Annotated in this window: 20 protein-coding genes; 13 read left to right on the top strand and 7 right to left on the bottom strand. The window is 54.0% G+C overall.

Annotated features, from left to right (window positions below; translation table 11 throughout):
* The first annotated feature begins 10 nt into the window (after nucleotides 1-10).
* Complete coding sequence (astB, locus tag QUG01_RS05050; protein WP_500829165.1) at nucleotides 11-1,357, top strand: N-succinylarginine dihydrolase; 1,347 nt, start codon at nucleotides 11-13, stop codon at nucleotides 1,355-1,357.
* A 473-nt stretch (nucleotides 1,358-1,830) separates the two neighbouring features.
* Nucleotides 1,831-2,403 carry a DNA-3-methyladenine glycosylase I gene (locus QUG01_RS05045; protein ID WP_500829164.1) on the top strand — a complete coding sequence of 191 codons (573 nt, stop codon included), beginning with the start codon at nucleotides 1,831-1,833 and terminating at the stop codon, nucleotides 2,401-2,403.
* A gap of 159 nt (nucleotides 2,404-2,562) precedes the next feature.
* Here QUG01_RS05045 and QUG01_RS05040 read toward each other — a convergent pair whose 3' ends face one another.
* Nucleotides 2,563-3,237 carry a YiaD family glycine zipper/OmpA-like lipoprotein gene (locus QUG01_RS05040; protein WP_500829163.1) on the bottom strand — a complete coding sequence of 225 codons (675 nt, stop codon included), beginning with the start codon at nucleotides 3,235-3,237 and terminating at the stop codon, nucleotides 2,563-2,565.
* A gap of 96 nt (nucleotides 3,238-3,333) precedes the next feature.
* On the opposite strand from QUG01_RS05040, the gene QUG01_RS05035 reads away from it, so the two are divergent.
* The 6 genes from QUG01_RS05035 (at nucleotide 3,334) to QUG01_RS05010 (ending at nucleotide 9,527) form a co-directional block, all read left to right on the top strand.
* Nucleotides 3,334-3,480 (top strand): hypothetical protein, encoded by a 147-nt coding sequence (locus QUG01_RS05035; RefSeq protein ID WP_500829162.1) that lies wholly within the window; start codon nucleotides 3,334-3,336, stop codon nucleotides 3,478-3,480.
* 140 nt (nucleotides 3,481-3,620) lie between these two features.
* Nucleotides 3,621-4,088: a single-stranded DNA-binding protein gene (locus QUG01_RS05030; RefSeq protein WP_043628890.1), complete on the top strand. Its 468-nt coding sequence runs from the start codon at nucleotides 3,621-3,623 to the stop codon at nucleotides 4,086-4,088.
* Nucleotides 4,089-4,250: 162 nt separating this feature from the next.
* The gene (locus QUG01_RS05025; RefSeq protein ID WP_500829161.1) at nucleotides 4,251-5,513 is read left to right on the top strand and encodes a site-specific integrase; all 1,263 of its coding nucleotides are present in this window, start codon (nucleotides 4,251-4,253) and stop codon (nucleotides 5,511-5,513) included.
* Nucleotides 5,506-7,101: a site-specific integrase gene (locus QUG01_RS05020; protein WP_500829160.1), complete on the top strand. Its 1,596-nt coding sequence runs from the start codon at nucleotides 5,506-5,508 to the stop codon at nucleotides 7,099-7,101. The genes QUG01_RS05025 and QUG01_RS05020 overlap by 8 nt, the downstream gene beginning before the upstream one ends.
* A complete protein-coding gene (locus QUG01_RS05015; RefSeq protein WP_500829159.1) occupies nucleotides 7,094-9,121 on the top strand; it encodes a hypothetical protein in 2,028 nt (675 codons plus the stop codon). The genes QUG01_RS05020 and QUG01_RS05015 overlap by 8 nt, the downstream gene beginning before the upstream one ends.
* Complete coding sequence (locus QUG01_RS05010; RefSeq protein ID WP_500829158.1) at nucleotides 9,114-9,527, top strand: hypothetical protein; 414 nt, start codon at nucleotides 9,114-9,116, stop codon at nucleotides 9,525-9,527. Before QUG01_RS05015 ends, QUG01_RS05010 begins: the two co-directional genes overlap by 8 nt.
* 278 nt (nucleotides 9,528-9,805) lie before the next feature.
* Here the strand turns inward: QUG01_RS05010 and QUG01_RS05005 are convergent, their stop codons facing one another.
* The 5 genes from QUG01_RS05005 to QUG01_RS04985 all read right to left on the bottom strand — a co-directional run bounded on the left by QUG01_RS05005 (nucleotide 9,806) and on the right by QUG01_RS04985 (nucleotide 16,163).
* Nucleotides 9,806-10,771 (bottom strand): hypothetical protein, encoded by a 966-nt coding sequence (locus tag QUG01_RS05005; protein ID WP_500829157.1) that lies wholly within the window; start codon nucleotides 10,769-10,771, stop codon nucleotides 9,806-9,808.
* Nucleotides 10,772-11,083: 312 nt separating this feature from the next.
* The gene (locus QUG01_RS05000) at nucleotides 11,084-11,623 is read right to left on the bottom strand and encodes a 3'-5' exonuclease (protein ID WP_500829156.1); all 540 of its coding nucleotides are present in this window, start codon (nucleotides 11,621-11,623) and stop codon (nucleotides 11,084-11,086) included.
* Between the two features lie 566 nt (nucleotides 11,624-12,189).
* Nucleotides 12,190-12,684 carry a hypothetical protein gene (locus QUG01_RS04995; protein ID WP_500829155.1) on the bottom strand — a complete coding sequence of 165 codons (495 nt, stop codon included), beginning with the start codon at nucleotides 12,682-12,684 and terminating at the stop codon, nucleotides 12,190-12,192.
* 104 nt (nucleotides 12,685-12,788) lie between these two features.
* Nucleotides 12,789-15,806, bottom strand: coding sequence for a DEAD/DEAH box helicase (locus tag QUG01_RS04990; RefSeq protein WP_500829154.1), 3,018 nt, complete (start codon nucleotides 15,804-15,806; stop codon nucleotides 12,789-12,791).
* A 54-nt stretch (nucleotides 15,807-15,860) separates the two neighbouring features.
* Nucleotides 15,861-16,163, bottom strand: coding sequence for a hypothetical protein (locus QUG01_RS04985; protein WP_500829153.1), 303 nt, complete (start codon nucleotides 16,161-16,163; stop codon nucleotides 15,861-15,863).
* A 170-nt stretch (nucleotides 16,164-16,333) separates the two neighbouring features.
* On the opposite strand from QUG01_RS04985, the gene QUG01_RS04980 reads away from it, so the two are divergent.
* The 4 genes from QUG01_RS04980 to QUG01_RS04965 are packed head-to-tail and all read left to right on the top strand — an operon-like array spanning nucleotide 16,334 to nucleotide 22,554.
* A complete protein-coding gene (locus tag QUG01_RS04980; protein WP_500829152.1) occupies nucleotides 16,334-18,352 on the top strand; it encodes a hypothetical protein in 2,019 nt (672 codons plus the stop codon).
* Nucleotides 18,342-20,549 (top strand): hypothetical protein, encoded by a 2,208-nt coding sequence (locus QUG01_RS04975; protein WP_500829151.1) that lies wholly within the window; start codon nucleotides 18,342-18,344, stop codon nucleotides 20,547-20,549. Before QUG01_RS04980 ends, QUG01_RS04975 begins: the two co-directional genes overlap by 11 nt.
* Nucleotides 20,546-21,067, top strand: a complete 522-nt coding sequence (locus QUG01_RS04970; RefSeq protein ID WP_500829150.1) for a hypothetical protein — start codon at nucleotides 20,546-20,548, stop codon at nucleotides 21,065-21,067. Before QUG01_RS04975 ends, QUG01_RS04970 begins: the two co-directional genes overlap by 4 nt.
* On the top strand, nucleotides 21,064-22,554 hold the full coding sequence (locus QUG01_RS04965) for a tyrosine-type recombinase/integrase (RefSeq protein WP_500829149.1): 1,491 nt from the start codon (nucleotides 21,064-21,066) through the stop codon (nucleotides 22,552-22,554). The genes QUG01_RS04970 and QUG01_RS04965 overlap by 4 nt, the downstream gene beginning before the upstream one ends.
* 31 nt (nucleotides 22,555-22,585) lie before the next feature.
* On the opposite strand, the gene QUG01_RS04960 is transcribed toward QUG01_RS04965, so the two are convergent.
* Nucleotides 22,586-23,524: a WYL domain-containing protein gene (locus QUG01_RS04960; protein WP_500829148.1), complete on the bottom strand. Its 939-nt coding sequence runs from the start codon at nucleotides 23,522-23,524 to the stop codon at nucleotides 22,586-22,588.
* 205 nt (nucleotides 23,525-23,729) lie between these two features.
* Here QUG01_RS04960 and QUG01_RS04955 point away from each other — a divergent pair, with 205 nt between their 5' ends.
* Nucleotides 23,730-24,986, top strand: coding sequence for a nucleotidyltransferase domain-containing protein (locus QUG01_RS04955; protein ID WP_500829147.1), 1,257 nt, complete (start codon nucleotides 23,730-23,732; stop codon nucleotides 24,984-24,986).

Genomic DNA, 24,986 nt, shown 5'->3' with positions numbered 1-24,986 from the left:
GGGGAATGCGATGAACGCCTATGAAGTGAATTTCGACGGTCTGGTCGGCCCGACGCACAACTACAGCGGCCTGTCCTTCGGCAATGTCGCCTCCACCAGCAACAGCAGCGCGGTCTCCAATCCCAAGCTGGCGGCCAAGCAAGGCCTGCAGAAGATGAAGGCGCTGCACGACCTGGGCTTCAAGCAAGGCGTGTTGGCCCCGCAGGAGCGGCCCGACATGGCGGCGCTGCGCAAGCTCGGGTTCGGCGGCAGCGACGCCGAGGTCATCGCCCGCGCGGCGAAGGAAGCGCCGACCATCCTGGCGGCGGCGACTTCCGCATCGAGCATGTGGACGGCCAACGCGGCCACGGTCAGCCCGTCGGCCGACACCGCCGACGGTCGCGTGCATTTCACGCCGGCCAATCTGAACAACAAATTCCACCGCTCGATCGAGCATCCGACTACGCGCCGCGTGCTGCAGGCGATGTTCGCCGACGAAGCCCGCTTCGTCGTGCATGAGGCGCTGCCGGCGCAGATGCACTTCGGCGACGAGGGCGCGGCCAACCATACCCGTTTCTGCGCCGACTACGGCCAAGCGGGCGTGGAGTTCTTCGTGTTCGGCGCGGCGGCCTTCGACATGCGCTATCCGAAGCCGGCCAAGTTCCCGGCGCGGCAGATGCTGGAAGCCAGCCAGGCGGTGGCGCGGCTGCATGGCCTGGCAGAGGATGGCGTGGTATATGCCCAGCAGGACCCGGACACCATAGACGCCGGCGTGTTCCACAACGATGTGATCTCGGTCGGCAACGGCGAGGTGCTGTTCCACCATCAGCAGGCTTTTCTCAACCAGGCCGCGGTGCTGGACGAGATCGCCCGCAAGCTGGCGGCCCGCGGCGGCCGTTTCAGCGCCATCGAGGTGCCGCGCGCCGAGGTGACGGTGGAAGAGGCGGTGAAGAGTTATCTGTTCAACAGCCAGCTGCTGTCCAAGCCCAATGGCAAGATGCTGATCGTGGTGCCGGAAGAGTGCCGCAATAGCGAGCGGGTGTGGAGCTATCTGCAGAAGCTGGCCGCCAGCGGCGGCGCGATAGACGAAGTCAGGGTATTCGACTTGAAGCAGAGCATGCAGAACGGCGGCGGGCCGGCCTGCCTGCGGCTGCGCGTGGCCTTGAATCAAGCGGAGCTGGCCGCGGTGAACCAGAAGGTGTTGATGAGCGATGCGCTGTTCGACGCGTTGAACGGCTGGGTGGACCGCCACTACCGCGACCGCTTGGCGCCGGCCGACCTGGCCGACCCGCAGCTGTTGACGGAGTGCCGCGGCGCCTTGGACGAGTTGACCCGGATATTGGGTTTGGGCAGCGTCTATCCCTTCCAGCTGGTTTGATCGGATCTCAAACCATAAAGCCCGCTCCAGCCGTCTGGCCGGAGCGGGCTTTTTTGCCATTGGAACGCTTAGGGGCTGTTGACGTTTGGTGAGTGGATCGCGTTTGAGCTACGCCAAACCCGCAGGGCCGGGCGCCTTTCGCGCCGACTCTTCGTTGTTCCGCGCTGGCAGAGAATGACTATGCGGCGCGCGAAACGCCTCGATTCGGCGCAAAACGCATCCCGGCGCGACCGCTCACCAAACGTCAACAGCCCCTAACAATCTAGCTGCAGCAATTTCCCGACGATCCGGGCCCGCCTGCCTGGCTCTCCTACAACCACTCGGCGTACACTTTCAGACTGGGCCGGCGCGATTAGCCGCTTGACGCGAAATCCGCTGCCGGCCAATTCGCTCCAATCCACGTTGACCGGCCTTTCCGCAGCGCGCAGCCTCCAGAATGCCGGCCTGCCAATCCACGCTCTACTGCATATGCCATGAAAACTACCAAACGATGCCCATGGTGCGGCGACGATGCTTTATATACTGCCTACCATGACGAGGAATGGGGGCGTCCCGAACGGAACGACCGCAAGCTGTATGAAATGCTGGTGCTGGAAGGCGCTCAGGCCGGACTGTCCTGGATCACCATCTTGCGCAAGCGCGAAGGCTACCGCGCCGCTTTCCATGGCTTTGATCCGCAACGAGTGGCGGCGATGACCGACGATGACGTCGAACGGCTGATGCAGAACCCCGCCATCGTGCGCAACCGCCTGAAAATCCGCAGCGCCATCCGCAACGCCAAAGTATTTCTGCAGATGCAACGTCAACACGGCAGCTTCGCCGACTGGCTGTGGGCGCACGTCGATGGGCAGCCCATCGTCAATCGCTGGAGCAGCCACGCCGAATGTCCCGCCTCGACCGAGCTATCAGACCGCATCAGCAAGGCGCTGAAAAAGGCCGGCATGAACTTCGTCGGCAGCACGGTGATCTACGCCTATCTGCAGGCCTGCGGCGTGGTCAACGACCATCTGCTGGACTGCCATCTGCACCCGGACCAGACGGGCTGAGCGCGCGGACCGGCCATGGCATGGCCTCTCATGCAGCACGGCTGCCTGATGGGAAGCGCATGAAAAAACCGCCGGCGACAAAAGCCACAGGCGGTTTGAAAACGGCTGCAGCGGCGAGTCTTGCTTGAACAATCTGACTCTTGCCGCCAGACAGACGGCTTACTTCTGTTGCGGAGCCGGCTCTGCCACAAAGATCTCCACGCGACGGTTCATCGCGCGTCCAGACACGGTGCCGTTGTCCGCCACCGGCTCGCGCGAACCGCGGCCGTCGATGGCGATACGGCCGCTGGCCACGCCGCGCGACACCAGATAGTCCTGGGTAGCCTTGGCGCGGTTGATCGACAACGGGCCGTTGATCGCATCGCTGCCGGTGCTGTCGGTATGGCCGATGATGCTCACCGTAGTCACCGGGTTCTGCTTAAGGGTGGCGGCCAGCTTGTCCAATATCGGCTTCAGGCTGGGCTTCAGCGCATATTTGCCGGAGTCAAACGAAGCGTCGCTGGGGATATTGATCTTGAGCCGGTTGTCGGCAGTCTGGCTGACATCGATGCCGGTGCCCTTGGTCGCCTGCTCCATCGCCTCTTTCTGCTTCTGCATATGCTGCGACCACAGGTAGCCGCCGCCCGCGCCGATCAGGCCGCCGATGGCCGCGCCGGTGGCCGCGCTGCGGCCGGTATGTCCGCCGGCGGTCAGGGCGCCGATAGCCGCGCCCACGCCGGCGCCAATCGCCGCGCCGCCGCCCACGCCTTTTTGCGTGTCGCTCATATTGGCGCAACCACCCAGGCCCGCCAGGCTAGCGGCCACCAAAGTAGACACCATCGCGTTCTTGATCATGCTTTCATCCTTTTCATACTGATTGCGAAGAGACCGCCTCTTGCTCGGCAGGTTCCCGACACCGCGCCATCACGCGCCGCGCGGCTTGCGGTAATATTGCAATTTGCCATCCAGCCATCGACATGCGGCGCAACAGCCATCGTTCTGATCGATACCAAAGCCGGCGCGATTGCCGTGTATAATACCGCCCAATCGTTCGGCCCGCGCCCGATCTACCGCATGACGGTCGATCTGGCCTTTTGACCTGCGCAATCATGAAACGGCGCGCCGGTTTGGATAGCATGGTCGAACCCGCTGGCGGGCGGCCACCTCGCCCTCCCCGCGCAAGACAGGGCCGCTCAGGCGGCGCAGGCCAAGCAGTATGAACTTATCCGGAGAATTGAATGAACAGCATCACCTTTGACGGCCGCCTGGCCGCCGACGCCGAACTGCGCTACACCCCGAGCGGCGAGCCCGTTCTGTCGTTCCGCGTGGCCAGCGACATCGGCTTCGGCGAGCGCAAGAGCACCAACTGGTTCAGCTGCCAGGTATGGGGCAAGCGCGGTGAGTCGCTGAAGAACTACCTGGCCAAGGGACAACAAGTCACCGTATACGGCCAACTGACGCTGCGCGAGTGGCAAGACAAGGACGGCAACAAGCGCCTGTCCCCGGACGTGCGCGTCAACGAACTGAGCCTGCAAGGCGGCCGCAGCGAAATGGGCGCGTCCTCCGGCGGCATGGGCGGCGGCATGGAAGAAAGCTACGGCTACAACGCCCCGGCCCCGCGCCAGGAAGCCCCGGCCGCGCCGCGCCGCCAAGAGCCGAAGCCGGCTCCGCGCATGGACGACATGGACGACGATATTCCGTTCTAATTCGTACATCAGAATAAATTTGTCAATTTTCCAGCTTAACACCCTGAATTTTCAGGGTGTTTTTACATCCACACCCAAAAAAACGTAAGCTTTGATTTGACGGCAAACTTGGCAATGTGACACATTGAACTTGTGTAAATTTTCCCCGTAAATGGACCATCTATGAAGAACCGGGGTCACAAGATCAAGAGCTTCGTCATGGCGAGTGGGGAGCGCTATTGCCTACTGGTCAACAAGACATCACAACTTCCCCTGCACTACCCCAATCTGTACGTTACGACACAGATCCGAAATAATTCCCTATCTGTCTCAGCGATGGAGACAGCACTTTCCAGTATCAACGTACTACTGACCTTCTGCGACGAGCACAATATAGACTTAGAAGCGCGCTTTCTCCGAAACGAGTTTTTTACGTTGAATGAGTTAGATGCAATCCGAGACTATTGTCAGTTGCACTTTGCCAAAAATCGAATCCCACAACAGAACAGTTCAATTCTAATTTCACAGAGGCCAAAACAAAAAACAAGGCAACTCGTTGGTGTAGCCAATGAATATATGCGATTAACTCACATTGGCAAATATTCTAAATGGCTAGCCGAAATCCTGTTATCGGCATCTATGAATAGACAAACGATGCTCGAAATTGCAATGATGCAAAAAAGATTGGAGTCGAGACGTCCCATCAAGAAAGGGCGAAATCAGGGAATAAAACTAAAAGGGCTGAGCAAGGAACAAGTAGTGATTCTACTTAAAACAATTCACCCAAATTCCGAAAGCAATCCTTTTGATGACCCAGCTATTCGGGCAAGAAACCGCCTTATCATTTTATTGTTGTTGCATCTTGGAATTCGAGCCGGCGAACTGCTAAACATTCGAATATCAGACATTGACTGGTCAAATAACCAAATAATTATTGCTCGGCGACCCGACGAAAAATACGACCCAAGAGCCGACCAACCTCTAGTAAAAACCTTAGACCGGCGGCTCCCAATGAAGGACACTCTGGCTAAAGAAATTCACCGCTACATTGTCGAATGCAGAAAAAAAGTACCTGGAATAAGAAAAAATGATTATTTGCTGGTCACTCATAAACCTGGGCCAACCCAAGGACAACCACTCTCACGCTCTGCATACCTCAAAGTAATCAATACAATCGCCATGGTTGAACCAGATCTAATTGATCTTCATGGACACGAATTGCGCCACACTTGGAACAATCAATTTTCTGAACAGATGGACCAGTTGGATGCCCCACCTTCGCCGGAGATGCAAGAGAAGATGCGATCATATCTTCAGGGCTGGAAAGAAGGTTCAGGAACTTCAGCCATCTACACTAAGCGCTTTACCAAGGCCAAGGCAATGGAGGCGAGTCTCAAGCTACAAGAAGGCATTTCTCGAGTACCGGAAAATTTGAAAAATGAATGAACTGACCCAGCCTACTTCAACTAGCTTTGACACAGAAGAAACAACCAGAAAAACCACTAAAAATACTCAACAGTTCCAGACTCCTGCTGGATATACTTTCATAGCAACACATCCCATTTGGGTACTTGATAAAAACGTATCAATAAACTTGGGAAAAATACGCGGAATATTAAGACAAGACATCGAGCAAGGATTCTTACAAACACTATCGTACTACGCAAGAAGTATGTCTTCATGGCACACACGAAATATTTATGAATTTTTTTGGGGAATGATACACAAAACCGGCGCAAAAGTTATTAATCCGCCAATGCTAATTAACTATCGCGCCACATTAGGCCGCCATACCGAATGGAGACTTGGTACGATACGGGGTTTTTTATACAAATGGTATGACCTGGGCCACCCCGGCATTAGCAGTGATATTATCGACCTGCTCAATAGCTGGACTTTGAAAGGTAATATCAAAGGCGATGCTGTCAAGCGGCTTAACCCAACGGAAGGCCCTCTTACTGATATTGAGCTACTGGCATTCAACGAAGGTGCTGCTCGAGCATTCGAGCAAGGTTTAATTTCGATCACAGATCTTTCAATTTCACTATTGACAAGCCACACCGGCCGGAGGCCGAAACAAATAGCATATATAAAAATATGTGACCTCGATGGCACCAAGAAGAACAAAAAGGGCGAACCGATGTACCTCGTCAACATTCCAAGAGCAAAGCAGCGTGGCGAGGTATTTAGGGATAGTTTAAAAACATTTGCGATAACCGAAGAATTGTGGGTAGTCCTTGATGCACAGCAAAAACTCAGCACTGAATCAATTGAAAGAACATTAGGCTTCAAGCTTCATCCGAAAGACAGAATCCTCCTTCCTCTTTTTCCGGACTTGGCTGCATTTGAAGGTATTGCTTCCGCGGACCAACTCCGGCCCTTACTCGAAACTGACCGTCTCCACCGGCAATCAAAAGCCGTCACCAATACCTTGCGGCAAGTCGTTAAGTCGGCTCGGTGTTATTCAGAACGCACTGGTGATCTACTTGAAATAGCCGCGACACGATTTCGCTACACAACTGGCACAAGGGCTGCACGAGAAGGATTTGGCCCTATGGTAATAGCCGAGTTACTAGATCATACAGACATTCAAAATGCACGCGTTTACATAAAAAACATTCCTGACCATGCCGCCGCATTGGACAAGGCTGTGGCAAACCAATTAGCCCCCTACGCCAAAGCATTTCAGGGCACATTGGTCGATCGCGAAGCTGACGCGCGTCGCAGTACTGACCCCAACAGCCGTATCCGCCACCAAGGAGAAGGAACCGGTACATGTGGTTCGTACGGCTATTGTGGTGCGAATGTACCTATTCCATGCTACTCCTGCCTACACTTTCAACCCTGGCTCGATGCCCCCCATGAAATCATTCATGCACACCTACTTGAGGAACGTGAGCGCATTTTTGCCATCACGGGTGATGCAGTCGTCGCTGCAGCAAACGACAAAACTATCCTCGCGGTAGCACAGGTCATTCAGCAGTGCCAATCTCGCCGCGAAGAGATCGCGCGACCAAAGGACAATAATGGCTGACGTGATTCACTTCATGCCCCAAAACACTCTCACCGCAGCAGATAATCTGAACGACTTCATCCGCATGTGCCGAGATGACTTAACTATTTTCGGAGAGGATTTAGATTGGTCTGCGTGGCAATGGCCGGGTGTAAACTTCACTAAAATCGGTGTCCGATCTCGTGGAATAAATGATGCCAACCGAATGGATGACGCATTTCTCGACTTTGCTAAGGCCTACTATCGATACAGTCGAAGCTGCAACAGCTCTAAAACACCGCGAGAGATGATGGCACTCCGGAGTATTGAGATTGCATTGCTACAGGTTAAAGGAACTGCAAATATACAGGAATTGGATATAACTGTATTGGATGAGGCTGCATGCATCGCACGACGAAATTACTCTCCAGAGGCAGCTTATACATGCGGACATGGCATAAGCCGCTTAGCTCGATTTGTTACAGAAAATAGGCTCATTAAATCGGCCATTGGCACCTGGAAGAATCCAATCATGCAGCCAAGCCGAGTAACCATTCAAACTGGCCCCAAGGCAAAGGCCATTCAAAACAAGAAGCTCCCATCCACAGATGCCCTAGAAGCACTCGCTGAGCTGTTTGCTAACAACCCGCAGAATCCGAGAGACATCTTCACCTCCTCCACCTTTGCGATGTTGATGTGTGCTCCTTCCCGAATTACAGAGATACTAGAACTACCTGTGGACTGTGAAGTGGAAGAGCCTGATGCAACTGGAGCAATCCGATATGGCTGGCGTTTCTTCTCGGGGAAAGGCTATGAAGGGGACATCAAGTGGATACCCGTAGTGATGGTCCCAGTAGCGAAGGAGGCTATACGTCGCATCAGGCATTTGACAGAGGAATCAAGAAAACTAGCATGTTGGATTGAAAATCATCCAGATAAACCTTATCGACATGCAAATTGTCCCAACGTACTCGATAATGCCCCATTGAAGGTTTTTCAAGCGTGCGAATTTCTAGGCTTATCTAGTTCCACAAGGTTAGCCTGCACCTCTTCCCTTGGAAATTTTAACCTTGCAACACGCGATGGAGCTCACACCCTAGAAAGTCTTTGGCAATATGCCATGACCCGTCAGCCAAAAGGCTTCCCTTGGCTAAACAAACAGAAAAAGATTAAATTCAGCAACGCATTATTCTGTTTAACTAGAAATGCTCTTAATGCAACAAAGGGGACTAGCCCACTCATTTTGTGGGCACCTAAAGTAGGTGCATTTAACCATGACCTTCATTCAGAAAAACCAGCAAGTAGTTTTCGCACCAAAAGCATATTTGAACGCCATGGATACAAAGCTACCGACGGCACCCCACTGAAAGTAACCTCACATCAAGCCCGACACCTGCTCAACACCATTGGAAATCGCGGAGGATTGTCACAAGAACAGTTAGCTAAGTGGTCAGGACGAGCCGACATCAAACAAAACCGTGTCTACAATCACATGAGCGAATACGAGATGGTCGCCCTTGCGGAGGCACTTGACACCACGTTGACTTGTTTCGGACCACAGGGAGTGGTTTCACCGCACCCTCCAATAACTACTCAAGAAATTAATCTCATGGAACGTGGACCGATACATATCACTGAGTTCGGTATTTGCGTGCATGACTATACGATGAGCCCGTGTGAAAAATTTCGTGATTGCCTCAACTGCCAAGAACAGATATGCATCAAAGGAGAAGACGAGCGACTACAACGAATCAAAGCCAGACTTAGCCAAGTAGAAGTGGATTTTTCTCAAGCCAAGAAGGCTGTACAGAATGGTTTTTCAGGGGCAGACAGGTGGTATCAATACCATGAGAAAACTGTCAGCCGTTTACGCCAATTAATTGATATTTTAGAAAATACAGAAATACCCAATGGAGCTCAGATCAAGCTGCGTGATGGCAAGGACTATAGCCATCTGCGCCGAGCGATCCGCACAAAAGCTGCAGAAGCTTTAGAAAAAAAAGCAAGCGATGCAGACTTGCTATCAGAAATGTCCTTGCTATTAGGAGGCGGGCTTGGCTAAACATTTGAAGTCGAAAGATGTGGAGGCCATCATAAATATGATTCGTGGCTGGCCAAGCGAAAAACTTACGTGGGAGAGAATTTGTGATGAAGCGGCTAAAATAATCAACGGTAAGCCAACTCGCCAAACATTAAACGCTCATGCGGCGATCAAGCAGGCATACACAGCAAAAAAAACCACATTAAAGACTCACGGCCCAAGAACTGCAACACCCAGTAGTTTAGTGGTAGCAGCGCAACGCATAGCACGTCAACAAACTGTAATCGATGAGCTGAAATCAACAAACACAGCACTCATGGAGCAATTCGTGCGATGGCAATATAACGCTTACAAGTATGGGCTAAAAGAACATCAGCTAAACGAAGAGCTACCACGTATAGATCGAGAAAGAACAGAAATCGGATAAATAGAACCTCTCACCAAGGAACCAAGGGGCCATAAAGCAGCCAGCTACGCAAGATGTCGATTAGGTAGAAACGTTAGCCTAGCGACCATAGCCAATATTCATATGAATACCTATAAGGTCAAGGTGAACGTTTATGAGCAATTCTTTGAATACAAGGTCAAGTAGCAGTGGGAAAACCTCTTACTGACAATACTATCCACACTAAGTTTGCCACCTATTATGCTGTGAACTAGAATTTTTCGACTACTGTAGGCATCCCTACCCTATGATTGAACTAGCTAATATGGAGAACTTAGTACTCGCCAGGCCTCCTTCAATCGTTCTGGCCATGTCCTAGCTAAATAGCGTCCATGATAAGACTGCTCGATATTCAGGAACTGCTGACTGCGAAAAACGTATGGTTGGTAACGCGCCCAGAATTGTCGATGATCATGTTCCGTCGCTTTATATTCTACTCGGTACGCTTCTTCTCGATAGCTGATTGAACTCGAGGGCACCTCTACTACTCCATCGGGAGACCGATTCATGATTACCCACTCACCTGGCTCAACTGCATCTTTCTCACCACCCAATGCGGACTTTTCCCGCGATCTCACAAAAGCGCTACAGTACAATACATCGTGAGCAGGAATGGTCAATTGCATGGTTACCGGGTAATATGAATACCCCCCATCATCGCCAAAGCTATTTAGCAAGTCCATCTCAAATTGGATGTTCTTGTAACCAAAGTAATCCGCGGCCTCCTTTAGCCGTACAAGTAGATCAGCATAATTGTTACGCCCCCAGAAACTGTCACATTCATTTTGAACGCGTCTAGTCAACTGCACGCTTTCTAGCCCACATGCGGCTAGCTGTTGCTGACCGTGCTCATATAAACGGTGCAACTCACAGCAAATATCGTCTACTCGCGCGTCTGTTAGCAAAGGAAGGATCTTCTCAAATTTGGTACGATACTCTCCACTTGGTAATGATGCGAATAATCTATCCTCAAAAAATGGTAGGCGATGAATATTAAAAGCTTTACGAACAAAATAGCCCAGCAGTATGTAGCCAAGCCCCTTTCCAATGGTAAAGCCAAAACGCATCCCATCAGGCGCACCATCTCCGTAAGTAATACAGCTATATAGCAGATCATCTCTTATCTGAAAGCGAGTGGCTTCTTGACGACGTTGCAACTCCTGCCAATTCTCCTCATCTCGCATATGTCGCGGCCAAAGCTCACTTTGTTTAGTCAATTCTGGCATCCATGCCTCGTTTGATATTGTTTTTCATCTCGCTTAACGCATCACCTGGCACGTATAGCTTGTGCACTGAATACGGTTGATGCACCAACTGTTGGGTGTCAGCTCGGCATTGCCCACCGTAATTCATTCAGAAATGGTAACGCTAGGCACATGGATCCGCAGTGTGAGGGAGGTAAAGCCGCCAGGTGAGAAAGAGTCGTCGATGGCTGCAAACATGAAGTGCTAGTAGTTGAGATATCGGTGGAGCATGAGGCATCGTCCAGGAACGGTAGAAAAGCGCGGTATACGATGACTGCTACGCCCCATAAGTATTCATCTTTCGAGATTCAGGCACGGCAGCAGTCTGGCAATATTCAGGGCATCGTCAAGGCCTCGATGATGCATACCGTCAAGTGGCCGACCAACAATCTGCAAGGCTGTCGCCATGCCTACCTGCTTGATCTTACGTCCCTTTGCGAAGGCTGCCTTGAGATTCTGGTGATTGAGCCCAATCAGAGGGTTGGATATCTGATGCCTAGTGCATTCGCGCTCAATCTGCTTCCGATCATACGCCCCCCAACTCCCCCAGCAGTATCCAGTCTGAAGTTGGGCGAACGCGGCCAACTTAGCAGCCACCTTAGGCCAGCTTGGCGCGGAGTCGATGTCAGCCTGTTCAATGTGAGTGAGTGAGCGGCAAAATTCAGTAAGTTGCGGGTACTTGATCGGGCGCACAAACGACTGAAATTGGTCAATAACCTCCCCGGACGACGTTGCCCAAACTGCACCAACCTCAATGATTTCCATACTCTCAACCGGTATGCTGCTATCCTCAGCACAGGTAGCTTCAAGGTCAATGACAAGGATCATCGTCATTTCACACTCCACCGGTCAAGGGCGAATGCCGAGTTGTAAAACATAAACTGATTCAGCCCCCTCTGAAACGGTTATTAAGGCTTTCAATAAAGGTTCGCTCAACTGGCCTACCGAGCCGAATTAACAGTAGCATGCCAGCATTTCAACACGTCCAATTATCCAATACCTAGCGGGTGAATTTCAGACCGTTGCCCATTTTAATCACGAGAGTGAAATTAATTTACACTTCGCAATTGATCCAACGCTCATGTCACAATGCATCTGCTCTACAGGCTTGTGGTTAATCACACAATCTGCGCTACACAATTATTGCGTCCATGCACCATACAAAAATGGTTCGTATCATAAATGTGTACCCAAAGCATTGCCATATCACAACCTGATCACACACACGCCAACACCACACAGTGCCAATCAGTTACTTCTCTTTGGTCGGCTTCGGCGGCGACACCTTAGGCATCGGAGGCGTCTGTTTTGGAGTAGGCAGACCACGCTCTTCTAGACCCGGGCGGAGCCCAGTGGATGGAGGGACATTTTTACTGGGTGGCGTTGCCATATATTTTCCTTTAAGATGGATAAAACGTAGAAAAGTAGCTAGATGCAAGTTTTTCTGCCGTATCTGCCTTTTCCGAGTCATTAGGAATCACTGTTGATGCAAGATACTTCTTCAGTATTTTTTGCTTTTGCAATCGCAAATTAGTTCTGGCCTTATTTATTTCGTCTTCATCATACTTCCCCAAGGCCACATCATGCCATTTGGCTTCTGCCTGAATAAATATTTCCTCAAACTCGTGCAGCATAGGGGAATATTTGTTTAGCCGCTCTCTAAATGGAAGATGAGGGCTAATAGCCGCAACCACCTGAGAAATAGCAATTATCGTTGCCCACAACAATGACAAGTCCTTCCATATTACCCAAGCACCTATACTTGCGCTGGAAGACACCGCCATGAACATCTTCATGTGTCGGTCGTACTTTTCAGCCTCATGAATATGGGCTTCTACATAGTAGAGATGGACCTTAAGTTGAAAAAGCTCTTTCCAGAAGCGCTCTTGTGCCATGAGTAAAATTACTAGTAATTAGTGGAGAAGGGGTATAACCCAACTACTTATTGATATATTTGGCCTCAACAATGGATTTGTAATCAGCACCATTGATACCCTCCTTACGCATTAGAAACTGTGTCATCCAGCGGTCGCAACATCGCAAACACCACAGCTCCTACACAGTCACGCAGGCAATCATCGTCCAGAGTATTGAGCGCGGCGGCATCGTTGACGCCGATGGAGGCAAGGGCGAGACATTGTCCGCGAGCCAGTGGCACCGTCAGCTTCGTCAACGGTATTACCTCAGATGGTAAGCCAAACTCAAGCCGCTGTAATATTTCATCCAGCCCCTGCAAGAACTCAGGCTGATCTGGTAGCAGGGTAGATACGATCTGATGTGCTGAGCGCAGATGAAAACGTGTCGCATCGGCAATGCCAATGATATTGCCATAGCTGATGGCTCCACCAAAAGGAGTCGTCGAGTAGCGCTTTTCCAGCACGTCGACGGCGGTTCCTTCGATCCAGTCATACAACAGCGCGGCCCGCTTGCAACGAGCCCAGAACTCAAACTGGTCGCGGCAGTATCGCTGTAATGCCTGCACTATCTGTTGTCCGAACCGCTGCCCCGCATCTGCAGAACGCACGCTTTCCGATTGCCCTCTCCTCATCACTGGCGTGTAGACCGCATCCAACTCGTCCAGAACTTGGATCAGCGCGAGCATGTGGAATGGCGGCGTCCTGGCGACATCAAGTTGCGCCATCAACTCTACCAAGCGCAAGCCCGACTCGAACGATAGAGACGAAGCGCCGCAGGCTCGTCCAAGAAGAGTCAGGTGGATCAAGTCTCCTTCCCTCTCGGCCAAACCAGCCTGCAACAGACGAGTGATCAGCTCGGCCACGTCGCGCTCGACCAGCGTGATCCACTGAGGATTCGCGCGTGACGCCGAGTAGCCCCCGAAGGTATTGACCAGGAGCCCTGGGATTTCGCTCTCCCCGACACCGCGTACCTGGCTGAGTAGTCGCAACGTCCAGGTCGGCAGGTCACGCTGCTGGAACGATGACTTCACATCCTCTGGCACCCCCATGACATAACGTTGGAACAACTGTGCGCGCTCAATTGGCGTCTCGGCCAGAATGATGGCCTTGCCAGTCTCGTTAAAACCCAATCGGCCAGCACGGCCAGCCATGTTCTTGTATTCAGCGACAGTGAATTGTCTACCATCCTCACCGACGAATTCGTTCTCGGCCAGAACCACGGTGGAGGCTGGAGTGTTGATGCCTGCGGCCAAGGTTGTGGTCGCGATAAGTGCGTGGATGCCTCCATCTGGTCTGCGGTAGCCTTTTTCAACCGCTTCACGCTCCGCGCGCAGCAGATTAGTGTTGTGAAATGCCGTACCCCCAGCTAAACACTCCCGTAAATCCTGTGAGGCCGCCGTCAGGTCCTGCGTGGGCATCACATCGAGCACCGCAGTAGCCGGCCCCAAACCCAATTCCTTCGCGAGGTACTTTGCACACCCTTGGGCTGGTCCACGCATATTGCGGAACACGAGCAGCTTCTCGCCCTGACCGACAAGTTGCTGCGCCAGCGGGACGATCACGTCCTGCGAACTGGGCTTGTCGCGCCGCTGCACGATGCGGCGTGCCGGCAACAATTCCTCCGTCTTGGTTATCCCATCGGTATCGATATACTGAAACGTGCCACGCCGATCGAGCACTCCTTCAATAAGTGGCACGGGTCGCTCACGCGATACCAATAAGGGCACATCAAGCCAACGATCGAAACTATTCAGGTTACCGATGACGGCCGAAAGAACGACTAGTTGAGGCTGGATGCCTCGTTGCCGCGCTCGTAGCAGCAGCGAATAAATCAGTTCGACCGTGATACCCCGATGCGGGTCAGTAATGAACTGCCCTTCATCCACAACGACCAAGCCAAGCTGGTTCAGCAAATGCGGGGAACCCAGTGCAAGGTTCAGGAAGGTTTCGTAGGTGAAAAAGCCAAGATCATATCGTCCTGCAAGGACAGGGCCGATACCGTCCGTCGCATCTCCACTACAGCGTACGACGCGAAGACCCGCAGCGGCATAACGTTCGCTGAATTCCTCAAACTTCTCGTTGACCAACGCCCGATAGGGCAGAAGGAAAGCCGCCTTCTTACCAGACGTCACGGCCTGAATTGCAGCCAGCTCGCCGATCATGGTCTTGCCTGAACTGGTTGGAGCGACAACCAGCAAGGAGCCTCCGGCCAGCACACCGAACTCGTTCACGGCCCTAAGCTGTAGAGCGTTGAGCCCCTCTGGAAAATCTGCAGTCCACTGCTCAACGACTTCAAGCGGGAATCCATGCGCAGCGAACTCAGGAAATGCACCCGACATCTGCCGTATGGCTTGTGCAGGGAAGGTTGCGGCGTAGTTATCACCACGCTTAAGTGTTGGAAACACTAGGCCGCCTTGCACACTTCCAAGAAACACAGGAGTCTGCGTGACGCAGATACGCTCAGCCTCGACACGAGCAATTCGGATGATCTCACCGGCGATCTCTGGAAAGCTCACCGACGGGCCAGAGCACCCCGTCCACGCCTCGATGATCGCGTGCGTCATCAACCCGTGCCCCGTTCCCGGCTGTTCCCACGCAGACTCATTGGTCCCACATGCAGCCAGCAGGATGCGGCCTTCGCCGTAGACGCCAGCTAGTGCAAAGGCATTTCGTGGCCTTGCGGCGGTTTCAAGAACACGCGCGGGAGCCTGCCCACTGAAGCAACAGTCGAGAATGCATAAGACAGCCCGCGCCTTCGTTGCCTTGAAGGCCTCGGCCAAGTCAACCATGGACACGGCCGTGCCAACGAGGTTTGCAGGGTCTGTATCGAATACGACAAGGTTGCCATCTGGTGAACCGTGCCCGGCGAATGAAATGACGATCACATCGTCTGGCTGCGCAACCGTTAGAACGCCAAGGATGGCGTGCGTAACGTTTGCGTGGGTAGCTGCTTCATCAAGCAGTAATCGCGCGGATAGCCCGTCGATCGTGTCGGTGAATAACGCCCATAGCGCTGTCGCGTCGCGCCTAGCCCCACTGAGTTCCGGAATCGACGCATTGAGATGCTTGTTGATACCAACAAAAATTGCCTTGATTGCCACACTACCCCCTATCCAGACCGAGCACGGATGTCTCTAGCACATTGCCTGCCTTAGCTATCGTGTCAAGACACGTCCCAAAGGCTCATTGATCGCAGCAAATGCAGAGATCATTCCATCCATAACGAAATCAAGAGCACATCCATACCCTTGATGTAGGCTGGCACTATCGAAACCCAATTCCTGAAGCCTTTGCATGCTCTCGCCGATTACTTCGTGCGCGTCAGCAATTCGAAGATCATTGGCAATGAATAGAGGCGCAAACTTCGCATTCATCGCAGCCCACGCTTCCGGTTCTACACCGCTTTGGTAGGCATCACGCGCCTCCTCGTCAGCATCCAAGCGCTCGACAATATTCAACAAGGCTTGCAGAAGCTTCAGACTTCCCAAATTGTTGATAGCAGCTGCGTTTTCTGGAATACAATTTTGTCAAAACAAGTACTGGAGCCTGGTTAACTGGTTGTCTATACATGGTATTTGTCAGTATGAAGACACACTGTCTGACAAAGTAGTACTGACAGGAGGTCATCATGGTAACCATCGAATCTATAGATGGCTGCATCAAAGCGCGGGTTCGACATGAGAACGGGCGAAGCTATGGTGTCGATATCTCCAAGCTCGCGCGATGCGATCCTTCTGGTCACCTGCTCACTTGCCTGACGCAAATTGTGAGCACGCTGAAACCGTACAGTCAGATCAGGACATTTACGGTCGCTAACGTTGTCCTGGGTGGTGCCTTGACCGCTTGGGGGGAGTGCCTGCCGCAAGCCCCTGAAGCTTGGCAGGGGCTGGTTTCCAGGTTGTATGAATACCATTTCACCCGGACGGACACCAGAATGAGGCTCAAATCCGCGGCAATCATCTGGAGTTCGTTTGCACACTGCCTCGAGAGGATGCGGGACCACTGCGGCTACATTCCGCAAAACGTAATCATTCCCCATGTTCCAACGCGACTGGAAGCGATTGAGGCGACCGGGTACGGGTATCCCTTGCTCGGGCAGGCTGCGGTGCCACAAGCGGCACCGTCTGTAGACAAGCTGTTGCTGCCGCTCGATCTGTCGCGGACCGATGTCGACTATTTGGAGGAGGTCCGGGATAAACTGATCTACCGCAGCAAGCTGCTGGAACGGTGCTTGATCGCCTGGTGGGAGCAAATCAAGGCGCACTATGTGTATGGTCAAGCCTTGCTCCATACCGTCGATTGGCCAGAGCTACGTCAATCGCTGATCGCCCATGCCAATGATCGCGGCACAAAGCGGCGCACAAATGGCGCGACAACGGAAACATTGGCGAACCAACTAGCGGTGATCGTGTATGAGCATGATGGCCTGCATTCGGACAAAGTACGAGCATCGTCGCCGTTTCTTCATAGCTATGCCGGTTATCTGTATTTACCTGCCGACGCGCCGTCAGCATTTAGTGGTGTTCCCCGTTCCCTACGGGTGGACTGGATGCTGGGCAGGCTGTCGACTATCGATTACACAGTACTCGCCACACTGTTAATTATGCGCAATCCGAACTTCACCCCCTCTGCCATGCTGAATGCCCGGGTTAACGATCGGGATGGCAAGCGCTACCTTGAATTGGATGATCGGGGATTCCGCTTTCGCGTGGATAAGCCGAGAGCCAGGGCAATGAAGGAGGCGATGCTCGACGAGGCCAGTGCTGAGATTGTGTGTATGCTATACGAAATGGGTGCCGTGGCACGGCAGTGTTTGCAGGACGTTCAATCCCCCGCAGCGAATTACCTGCTGCTGGTACGCAGTGCCAATGGTACCTACTCTACGGTGTGTCCGAGCTATGTTGAGGACAAATTGCGGGGACGTGGATCGCTGCTCTACAAAGCTTTTCCTGAGCTGATGGAGGTGCTGCCGCCTGGTACGATCACGCTGAGCAAGGTTCGCGCGACACAGGGCGTCCTCGAATGGTTCCGGACCGGTTCCGTTGTGGCCATGCGCAAACGGCTCGGTAACTCGACTATGGTCGTGTTGCAACACTATCTGCCGCCATGCCTGCTTGCCATCTGGAATACCCGACTCATCCGCCGCTTCCAGAACCTCTGGATTACCGTGGCAGCAGCTGCAGATGACTTCCTGCTCGAGATTACCGATTTCAACACGCGTGGCGAGCTGGACGCTTTTGTCGCCGACATGCTACGTCTGCATACCAAGGGTTCCTCTCCCTTGGCTGATGTGCTGCACGAACGTTTCGGCGACTGTTCGCCGTCTCGGTCAGGTAGCGCTAGCGATATAGCTGACCAGTTGGCAATTAGTGTGTCCAAAAATGCGCTGTTGGCGCTATATCTGTACCAGGAGGCAGCCATCGCGGAAGGGCTGTCGCCCAGGCTCATGGATTATGTAGACGAAACTACTGGTATTTGCCCACGACAGTTCATCAATCTTGCCGAGCTGCTACGGCATGAAATCCCTGAACACAGCGACGGCTCTTTACGGCAAGCGCATGTGCAGGCACTGGCCGAGCTGTCGGGGCACCCCATCAAATCGAAGTGGGGTGCCTTGATCGCCCAGAGGAGAGGCCATGTCGACTAGCCGCCGACAGGCTCCGCACGGCGACACCCTGAGTGCCGATCTACGGGTGATTCTCGAGCACGGACAGCTTTATGCTGATCTCTATGCCGGCGACTGGACGGCACCATGGCTACTGTCCGATTTTGCGGCAAAGCTATGGCAGATTAGAAGTAAGAATACCCGGCGAGTGGGTGAGACTTGGAAGGGCTATATCGTACTGGACTGGGAGGTGCCATTGGCCGACGGGCTGTCTCTCACCGATTCACCACATAGCGGCATGTGCATGCTGGCTAAGAAGATCGTCTTCCTTATGAGGTTCTTACCGCCCAGCAACGCTTCCTCCAGCATTACCCATCGCCACCTGTTCTTGCATGTCAAAGTTATTTTGCAATGGATGTACCTGCACGGCGAGCGCTTCCAGCCCGACCAATGCCTGTTTCAGCGCATTGATCAGCAAGCGGTCGAAGACTATTTGCGCGAGCTGAAGCAGGGCGGCGTCTCCTGGGTACTGCGGGCACCTCATCGCACCTTGATTTGGTTGTATCAGGAAGCGTTGGGACGAAGGCCGCCGGCGGATATGGAGGGGCAGCACTTTCTGGTGCCGCGTCCAGATGGAGAGGCCATCAGCCAATGGCTACAGGCGAATCACTATTACGTCCTAGAAAAGCAGGATTGGACCGGAGAGACAATACGATCGGTCGACCGAAAAAAACTGGCGCAGATCCTGCATATGGACGTGGAAACACTCCGTTCCTGCCCGAAATTTACCGCCTTTATCCGCCAGTTCGAACCGGACTTGCTGGCATTGAATCCGCATCTGCTCCTACCGGCGCGCGGCGTCAGAGGGGCGGAAGCCCCCTTGCATACAACGCCAACGCTTGATGAGGTACGGCGCGGGCTATATGGGGCAACCGCCCTGCGCCACCATGTAAATGTCTGGAGCAGGTTACAGGATTTGACACGGCAGTTCTCCGGCAGCATGGAGCTGGCCAGCTCCCTGGATTTTCCTGCCCTGTACCGAATAGCTAATACCGGAGACAAGGGCCAGCACACGCCCTGGGTACCGTTGACGACCGCCCTGGCGTATACGCGCGAAGCCTTGCGCTGGGCTGCGCAATATACCGATGTTGTCGTGGCATTCTACCTTGAGGCGATCGGTGTATTTCAGCACAAGGGATGGTTCAGCTATCAGGCCGACTCAGTCGATCACGATACGGTCTTGTCGGTAAAGCGGGATCGTTGGGTTGTTGAGCATTGTCCCGCGCCGCTCAGACCACTCGGTATCTGCGGCTGGACGTGCTGGTTCTCGAAAAACCAGCCGGAACCATTCCGAAAGCTGCGCGAGCGGCCTGGCTTGAATGACGTAATGCAGGTCATGGTGGGGGCAGCCATCGTGCTGGTGGGCATGACTAAGCCGATTCGCGAGTCGGAGATACTGGGCCTGCGCAAGGACGCTGTACGCTTCGTACCGGGCGATGGGTACTGGCTAGAGCAGATGCTTGCCAAAACGGTTGTGGCCGACCACCATGGCCGGTCGGCCAAGCCCATCCCGGCCATCACGGCCCGGGTGTTGAGTGCATTGGTCCGATTGTCAGACGGTGTCGATGCACTGTTGCGTTCCCATGATCCCTATGCCCGAGAGCGCATTTTCTATCTGCCTTCGTTTGTGCGGGATGCCTCGCTGAAGGCTAAGCTCTATGAACCCACCGATTTGTCGCGGCTGTTGAACCGGTTTTGCGACTATGTCGCGCTCAGCCCGGATGAGTATGGGCGGCGCTGGTACGTGCGTGTGCACGAGTTGCGCAAGTCTTTCCTGATCACCTTTTTCTGGTGCTTCCGCTATGCCTCGTTGGATGCGGCGCGATGGATCGCTGGGCACACTAACGGCGCTGATCTGTATGCTTATATTGAGGCAAATTTTCCCGGCGACGAGTTGCCCCATTTGGAAGCTGAATACGCGGCAATGCAGCTATGGCACTTTCAGGCCGAGGGATATGGTGAAGCGATGAATACCGTCGAACTTTACCAAGCCGTCTGTGCTCATTTCGCAGTCCGGGAGATCAGTCTGATCCCGGCGCCGGAACTGAGCGACTGGCTGGAGCTGGCCTTCCTGCAAGGCATTTATCGCATCGAGCCGTACTCGATCATTGGGGCCGAAGACATGGCGGTGCAGATTGCATTTCGAATCGGCCGGCGCAGTGAGGGAGAGAAGTCATGATGAGGCGCCGTGGACGGGATACGGGCAGCACCCCTGGCATCGAAGCTCGCCTCAAGCTGCTGACCAAATGGGTCAAGTCACCAGGCAAGGCTCCGGGCTTTGTGAAGGCAGCGTGTGCCAACCAGACGGCGTTGGCCGCGCTGCAGCGTCCAGACCTTGGCATCTTGCCGATTAGCCTCAACACGCTCAAAGTGCACGCCGCGCGTATGCCATGGGGTGGTAGCGACGGCTGGACTGCTATGGAGGCTCTGCGCCGTGCCATACAGTTACGGCCAGGTGAAGGAGGGGCTTCACTAGCTCCTCGGCCTGGTAGCAAGGATGCGCTGCGGTGTCAGGTGGATGAACTGGAACGGCAGCTGGATCAGGTGCATCGCAGCCGTGCCCTGTTGATGCGCGCGTATATGGATCTGCTGGTGCTGGCACAGCAGGCCGGCCGTGGCGATGCTGAGCTGGTACGCAAGATACGGCGCCATCAGGTCGCCTTTGTCGAGCTAGGTCTCCGGCCGGTTCCGTCATGAAGCCCGGCGCAAAGCTGTTCAGTCTGCTGCGTGATGTGGCGCTGCCCGGCTACACCGTCATCGACCCCGTACTAGGCATAGCCCAGGTGTGCGAACAAGTGCTGCCCGCCGTGTTCATCCTGAGTTGGCCGGACGGGACGCCGTGTCTCTATGCGGAGATGTTCTTGCTCGACAAGTCGTACCGGCTGACCACGCGACGAAATGATGGCGGCTCTCTCAAGGTCGCCGCTGCTGATCTCAGCCACCTGCTGCGCTTTTGCTGGCAATACGAGCACAACTTGTGGGAGCTTGGAGACAACGAACTGCGCGAGATGATAGCCTGGTTGCAGCAGCCAAGGTCCGTCAACAATCCAACTGCACCGCAGCGAAACCGCAATACGATCAACCGGGTCATCGCTCAGACGATCGAATTCCTGCTGTGGCTGCAACGCACGATCATGCCTGAACGGCAGATCATCGGGACGCGAGAGCAGAGGCCGCAGATCACCTGTGTGGAAACGACGGGCCGAAGGCATGGTCAACCGTGGGTGGGACGATTGGCGTTTGCGTTTCGTTTGACCGCCGACTCGCCCGATCCAAAGGGTCCGATCTCGCGCGAGCTGCGTCAGCAGCTGTGGGAAGGCGTAGCCAGGATGGGCGATGAGGCGACTGAAAATACCCGCTATATGGCGCGATTCCCATCGCGTGCTGCATGGCTGGCTGAACGCGACTACCTGCGCGCAAGGCGCGAACTCATGCTGTCCCTGCTGGATGCGACTGGCTGCCGGCCAGGGGAGCTGGCTCGGCTGTCATTGGCTAAGAGCCTGGCCTGCGTGGCAACCGGAAAAATCATCCTAACCACGCTGAAGCGGCGGCGGGCGGAGGATCCGGAACGGATCATCCCGCTGGCACGTGTCGTGTGTGTGCGGCTGGAACTGTTCATCCGGAAGTACCGCTCCGCCCTGGTGATGGCATTACAGCAACGCGATCGGGATGTTGCACCGAACGATGCCGTATTCATCACCTGCCGCACGGGGGCTCCCATGCCGGAGGCGACCCTGACTAAGGACTTTCAGCGCATTACCCGGTGCGCTGGCATCGCGCAGCGCACTTGCATGAGTATGTTCCGACATCGCTTCATCACGAACATGGTGGCGCTCCACCTGGACGCCTTTATGCGGGAGAGTCCGGGCAAGGATCGCCAGTACCTAATCGAAGCGGATTACCGGTCCATTTTGAAGCGTGTGGCGGTGTTTACCGGGCACGGCTCGGTGGATAGCCTATTTGTCTACATCGACTGGGCATGGGAAGAGTTGGGTACCTTTGACAGGGTGGCCGAAGCCTATGCGCTGACTAGCGCGATCGATGACTCCTTGCAGCGCTTGGGTGCCTTGGCCAGCGAACTGGAGAGCAAGGCACCGTTGACGGCCATGGCGGCTATTAATGCAATCAGCGCCGAACTGGATACAATTCGTGCGCGCGTCCTCGATGCTGGTAAGCGGACCTAGCAGACAACAACCATAGGTCGCAATTTTATTACTACATGGCTGTGATTGGCGTGATTTTAGCATCGCGCCTAGGATCCTTATATCCAGGAGCTAAATAGGCACTGCTGGCGCCATAGAGCGACAGAGGATCCCTTAGCCATAGCGCAAATTCAATGCCTTTCAAGCTATGGTCGGGCGAACAGTCGATCATCCAGCGACGCAGCATGTATCCCGCGTTGGCTGCACGCACCTTTACTCGTAAAACGCCGTCTGGCATCCAGTAGTCCATCATCACCACTTCTTGTCGTGGGTAGTTGGGATGGGGGACGAGCTCCAGTTCAATAATACGGTTCCACTGAACGTCTTGGTCAACCCTTTCTTCGTCCAATATTGGGCTGTTCTCTAGTAGGACGGGATTTTCCATCCGAGTAAGAACGAAGTCGCGAAATCCATTGCGTCGACGGTCGTAAGCTCGCACGTGCCAGCGACTGCCATTGTTTACAAGCGCGATAGGTACGATCTCCCGCTCAGTACGCCCGCTTTCAATGGACGTATATGTCGTGCGCAAGGCCTTTCCTCGGTGAATGGCTCGCGTAATGGGGGCGAGCGTTGACATCTGGGGTGTGGTTAAGGCAATGGGAAATTCACATCGCACCATGGGTCCTAGTTCTTCGCCAATACCTTCGCCGAACCCGCTAGAGAGGGCCGTCAGCACTCGTTGCGGTACGTGGTCAAACAGAGGAACGAATTCATCTGTTGGGCGGTATGTCTTGTCTGAATTGTCTAGCTCGAGATTACTCGATGCTATATCGCGATATTGTGCGATATCCCGAGTGGCAGCCGCAGGACCTGTACCGAATCGGTCTGCAATGTCAGTTCGTCGAAGTTCGCCGAGAAAATAAAGTCGGAAATCGATATATGCAAGCCGTTCACGCTGGGCTTGAGGCAGTGCTGCGAGGGCTTGGTCTCGAGCAGTGTTTAAGGTATTCATGCGTCAATTATACTCGAAATCGGAGTCATATGGATAAAAATCAATCGCTTTACATGATCAAAATGATCATGTAAGATGATATCAATCGTGGATGTCTCTGCTGGGACGCACCCTGTTGGTGCCGACTCGTGAGGGGGAGTAGATCCGGCGAGAGATAAAGGTCTCGGCTAGATGGGTCGAGACGCTTACTTTGTAAGGAACTGCAATGATCCGCGAACCAGTTAAACTTCTCCCTCAACGTAGGGCCTCCACGCAATCGTCGGCGCGCTTCTTTCATCTAGTCGATGCAATTGCGCAGGCACACGAGCCCACTGCGTCACAGTTGGCGGCACTTGAGCGTTCCTATAACAGCACGGGTGACTTTCTTTCTGAATGCCCTGAATTTAGTGGGCAGCTGGTCCAGATCCATTCTCATGGTTCGCGCCGACTCGGGACGATTGTTCGGCCACGAGACGGCTCCCGCGAAGGTTTCGATATTGACCTGATCGCGCGACTTGCCCCGAGTGCGAAGCGTAAGTACGAAGGTGACCGGGGGCCCGTACTTCTACTTGACCATCTGTATAGTGCTCTTTCTCGTTATGCCGCCGCGCATGGCTTACGGTTACATCGTTGGGAGCGATGTGTCACCCTCGAATACGCGGGGGGAATGTGTGCTGACATTGCCCCGGTCATCGACGCACCGTTGCTCTCCGGTCCGCATGCGGAGACGCACGGTCTGATCCCCGACCGTGAACTGCGGCTTTTCAATTCGACGAATCCGCGCGGGTACGCAAAACACTTTGATCTTGCTGCGATGATTTCTCCGAACTTTCTTCTCTCGGAAATTTCCGCTGAGGCCTTTGATTTGGCAAAACGTGCAGATGTCGTTCCACTACCCGATGCACAGGAAGTCTTCGGCAGACTGCTGTGTCGGCTGGTCCAGCTTCTGAAATTACACAGAAATGTTGCCTTTGGAAGCGTAAAAGACCAGGACCTAGCTCCGACATCGGTCTTTCTAACGACTCTGGCTGCAATAGCCTATACAGTTGAGGCGCCCTTGCCACACTCCAGCCCGCTAGAACTGCTTTTCGACATCGTTGAACGCATGCCATCGCTCTTCGTACGCCGAAGATTGCCAAGTGGATCTGAGGAGTGGGAGTTGCCCAATCCGTCAGCCCCGACTGACAATCTTGCTGCTGGTATGAATAATCCGTCGCGACAAGTTGCGTTCATCGAGTGGCACCGTCGTTTATTGATGGATCTCAAACGCATCCTTGATGCGATCGAAAGCCACCAAGGGATGGACGTGCTGCTCAAGGCCGTTCAAACCGCGTTCGGATCTAGAGGGTTTGCTGCTGTCCAGCAAATAGAGATGGGCCGTCAAGAAAGTAGCCGACAGGCCGGGCGAGCCATCTTGCTCGCTTCGTCGACAGCCATGCCTATCAGCGTTTCGGCCCGCCCGCACACGTTTTTCGGAGGCTAA

Source organism: Chromobacterium sp. CCUG 76385 (assembly GCF_059916625.1).
Note: the sequence above shows the minus strand (reverse complement) of the source record. Positions and strands in the feature narration are given on the sequence as shown.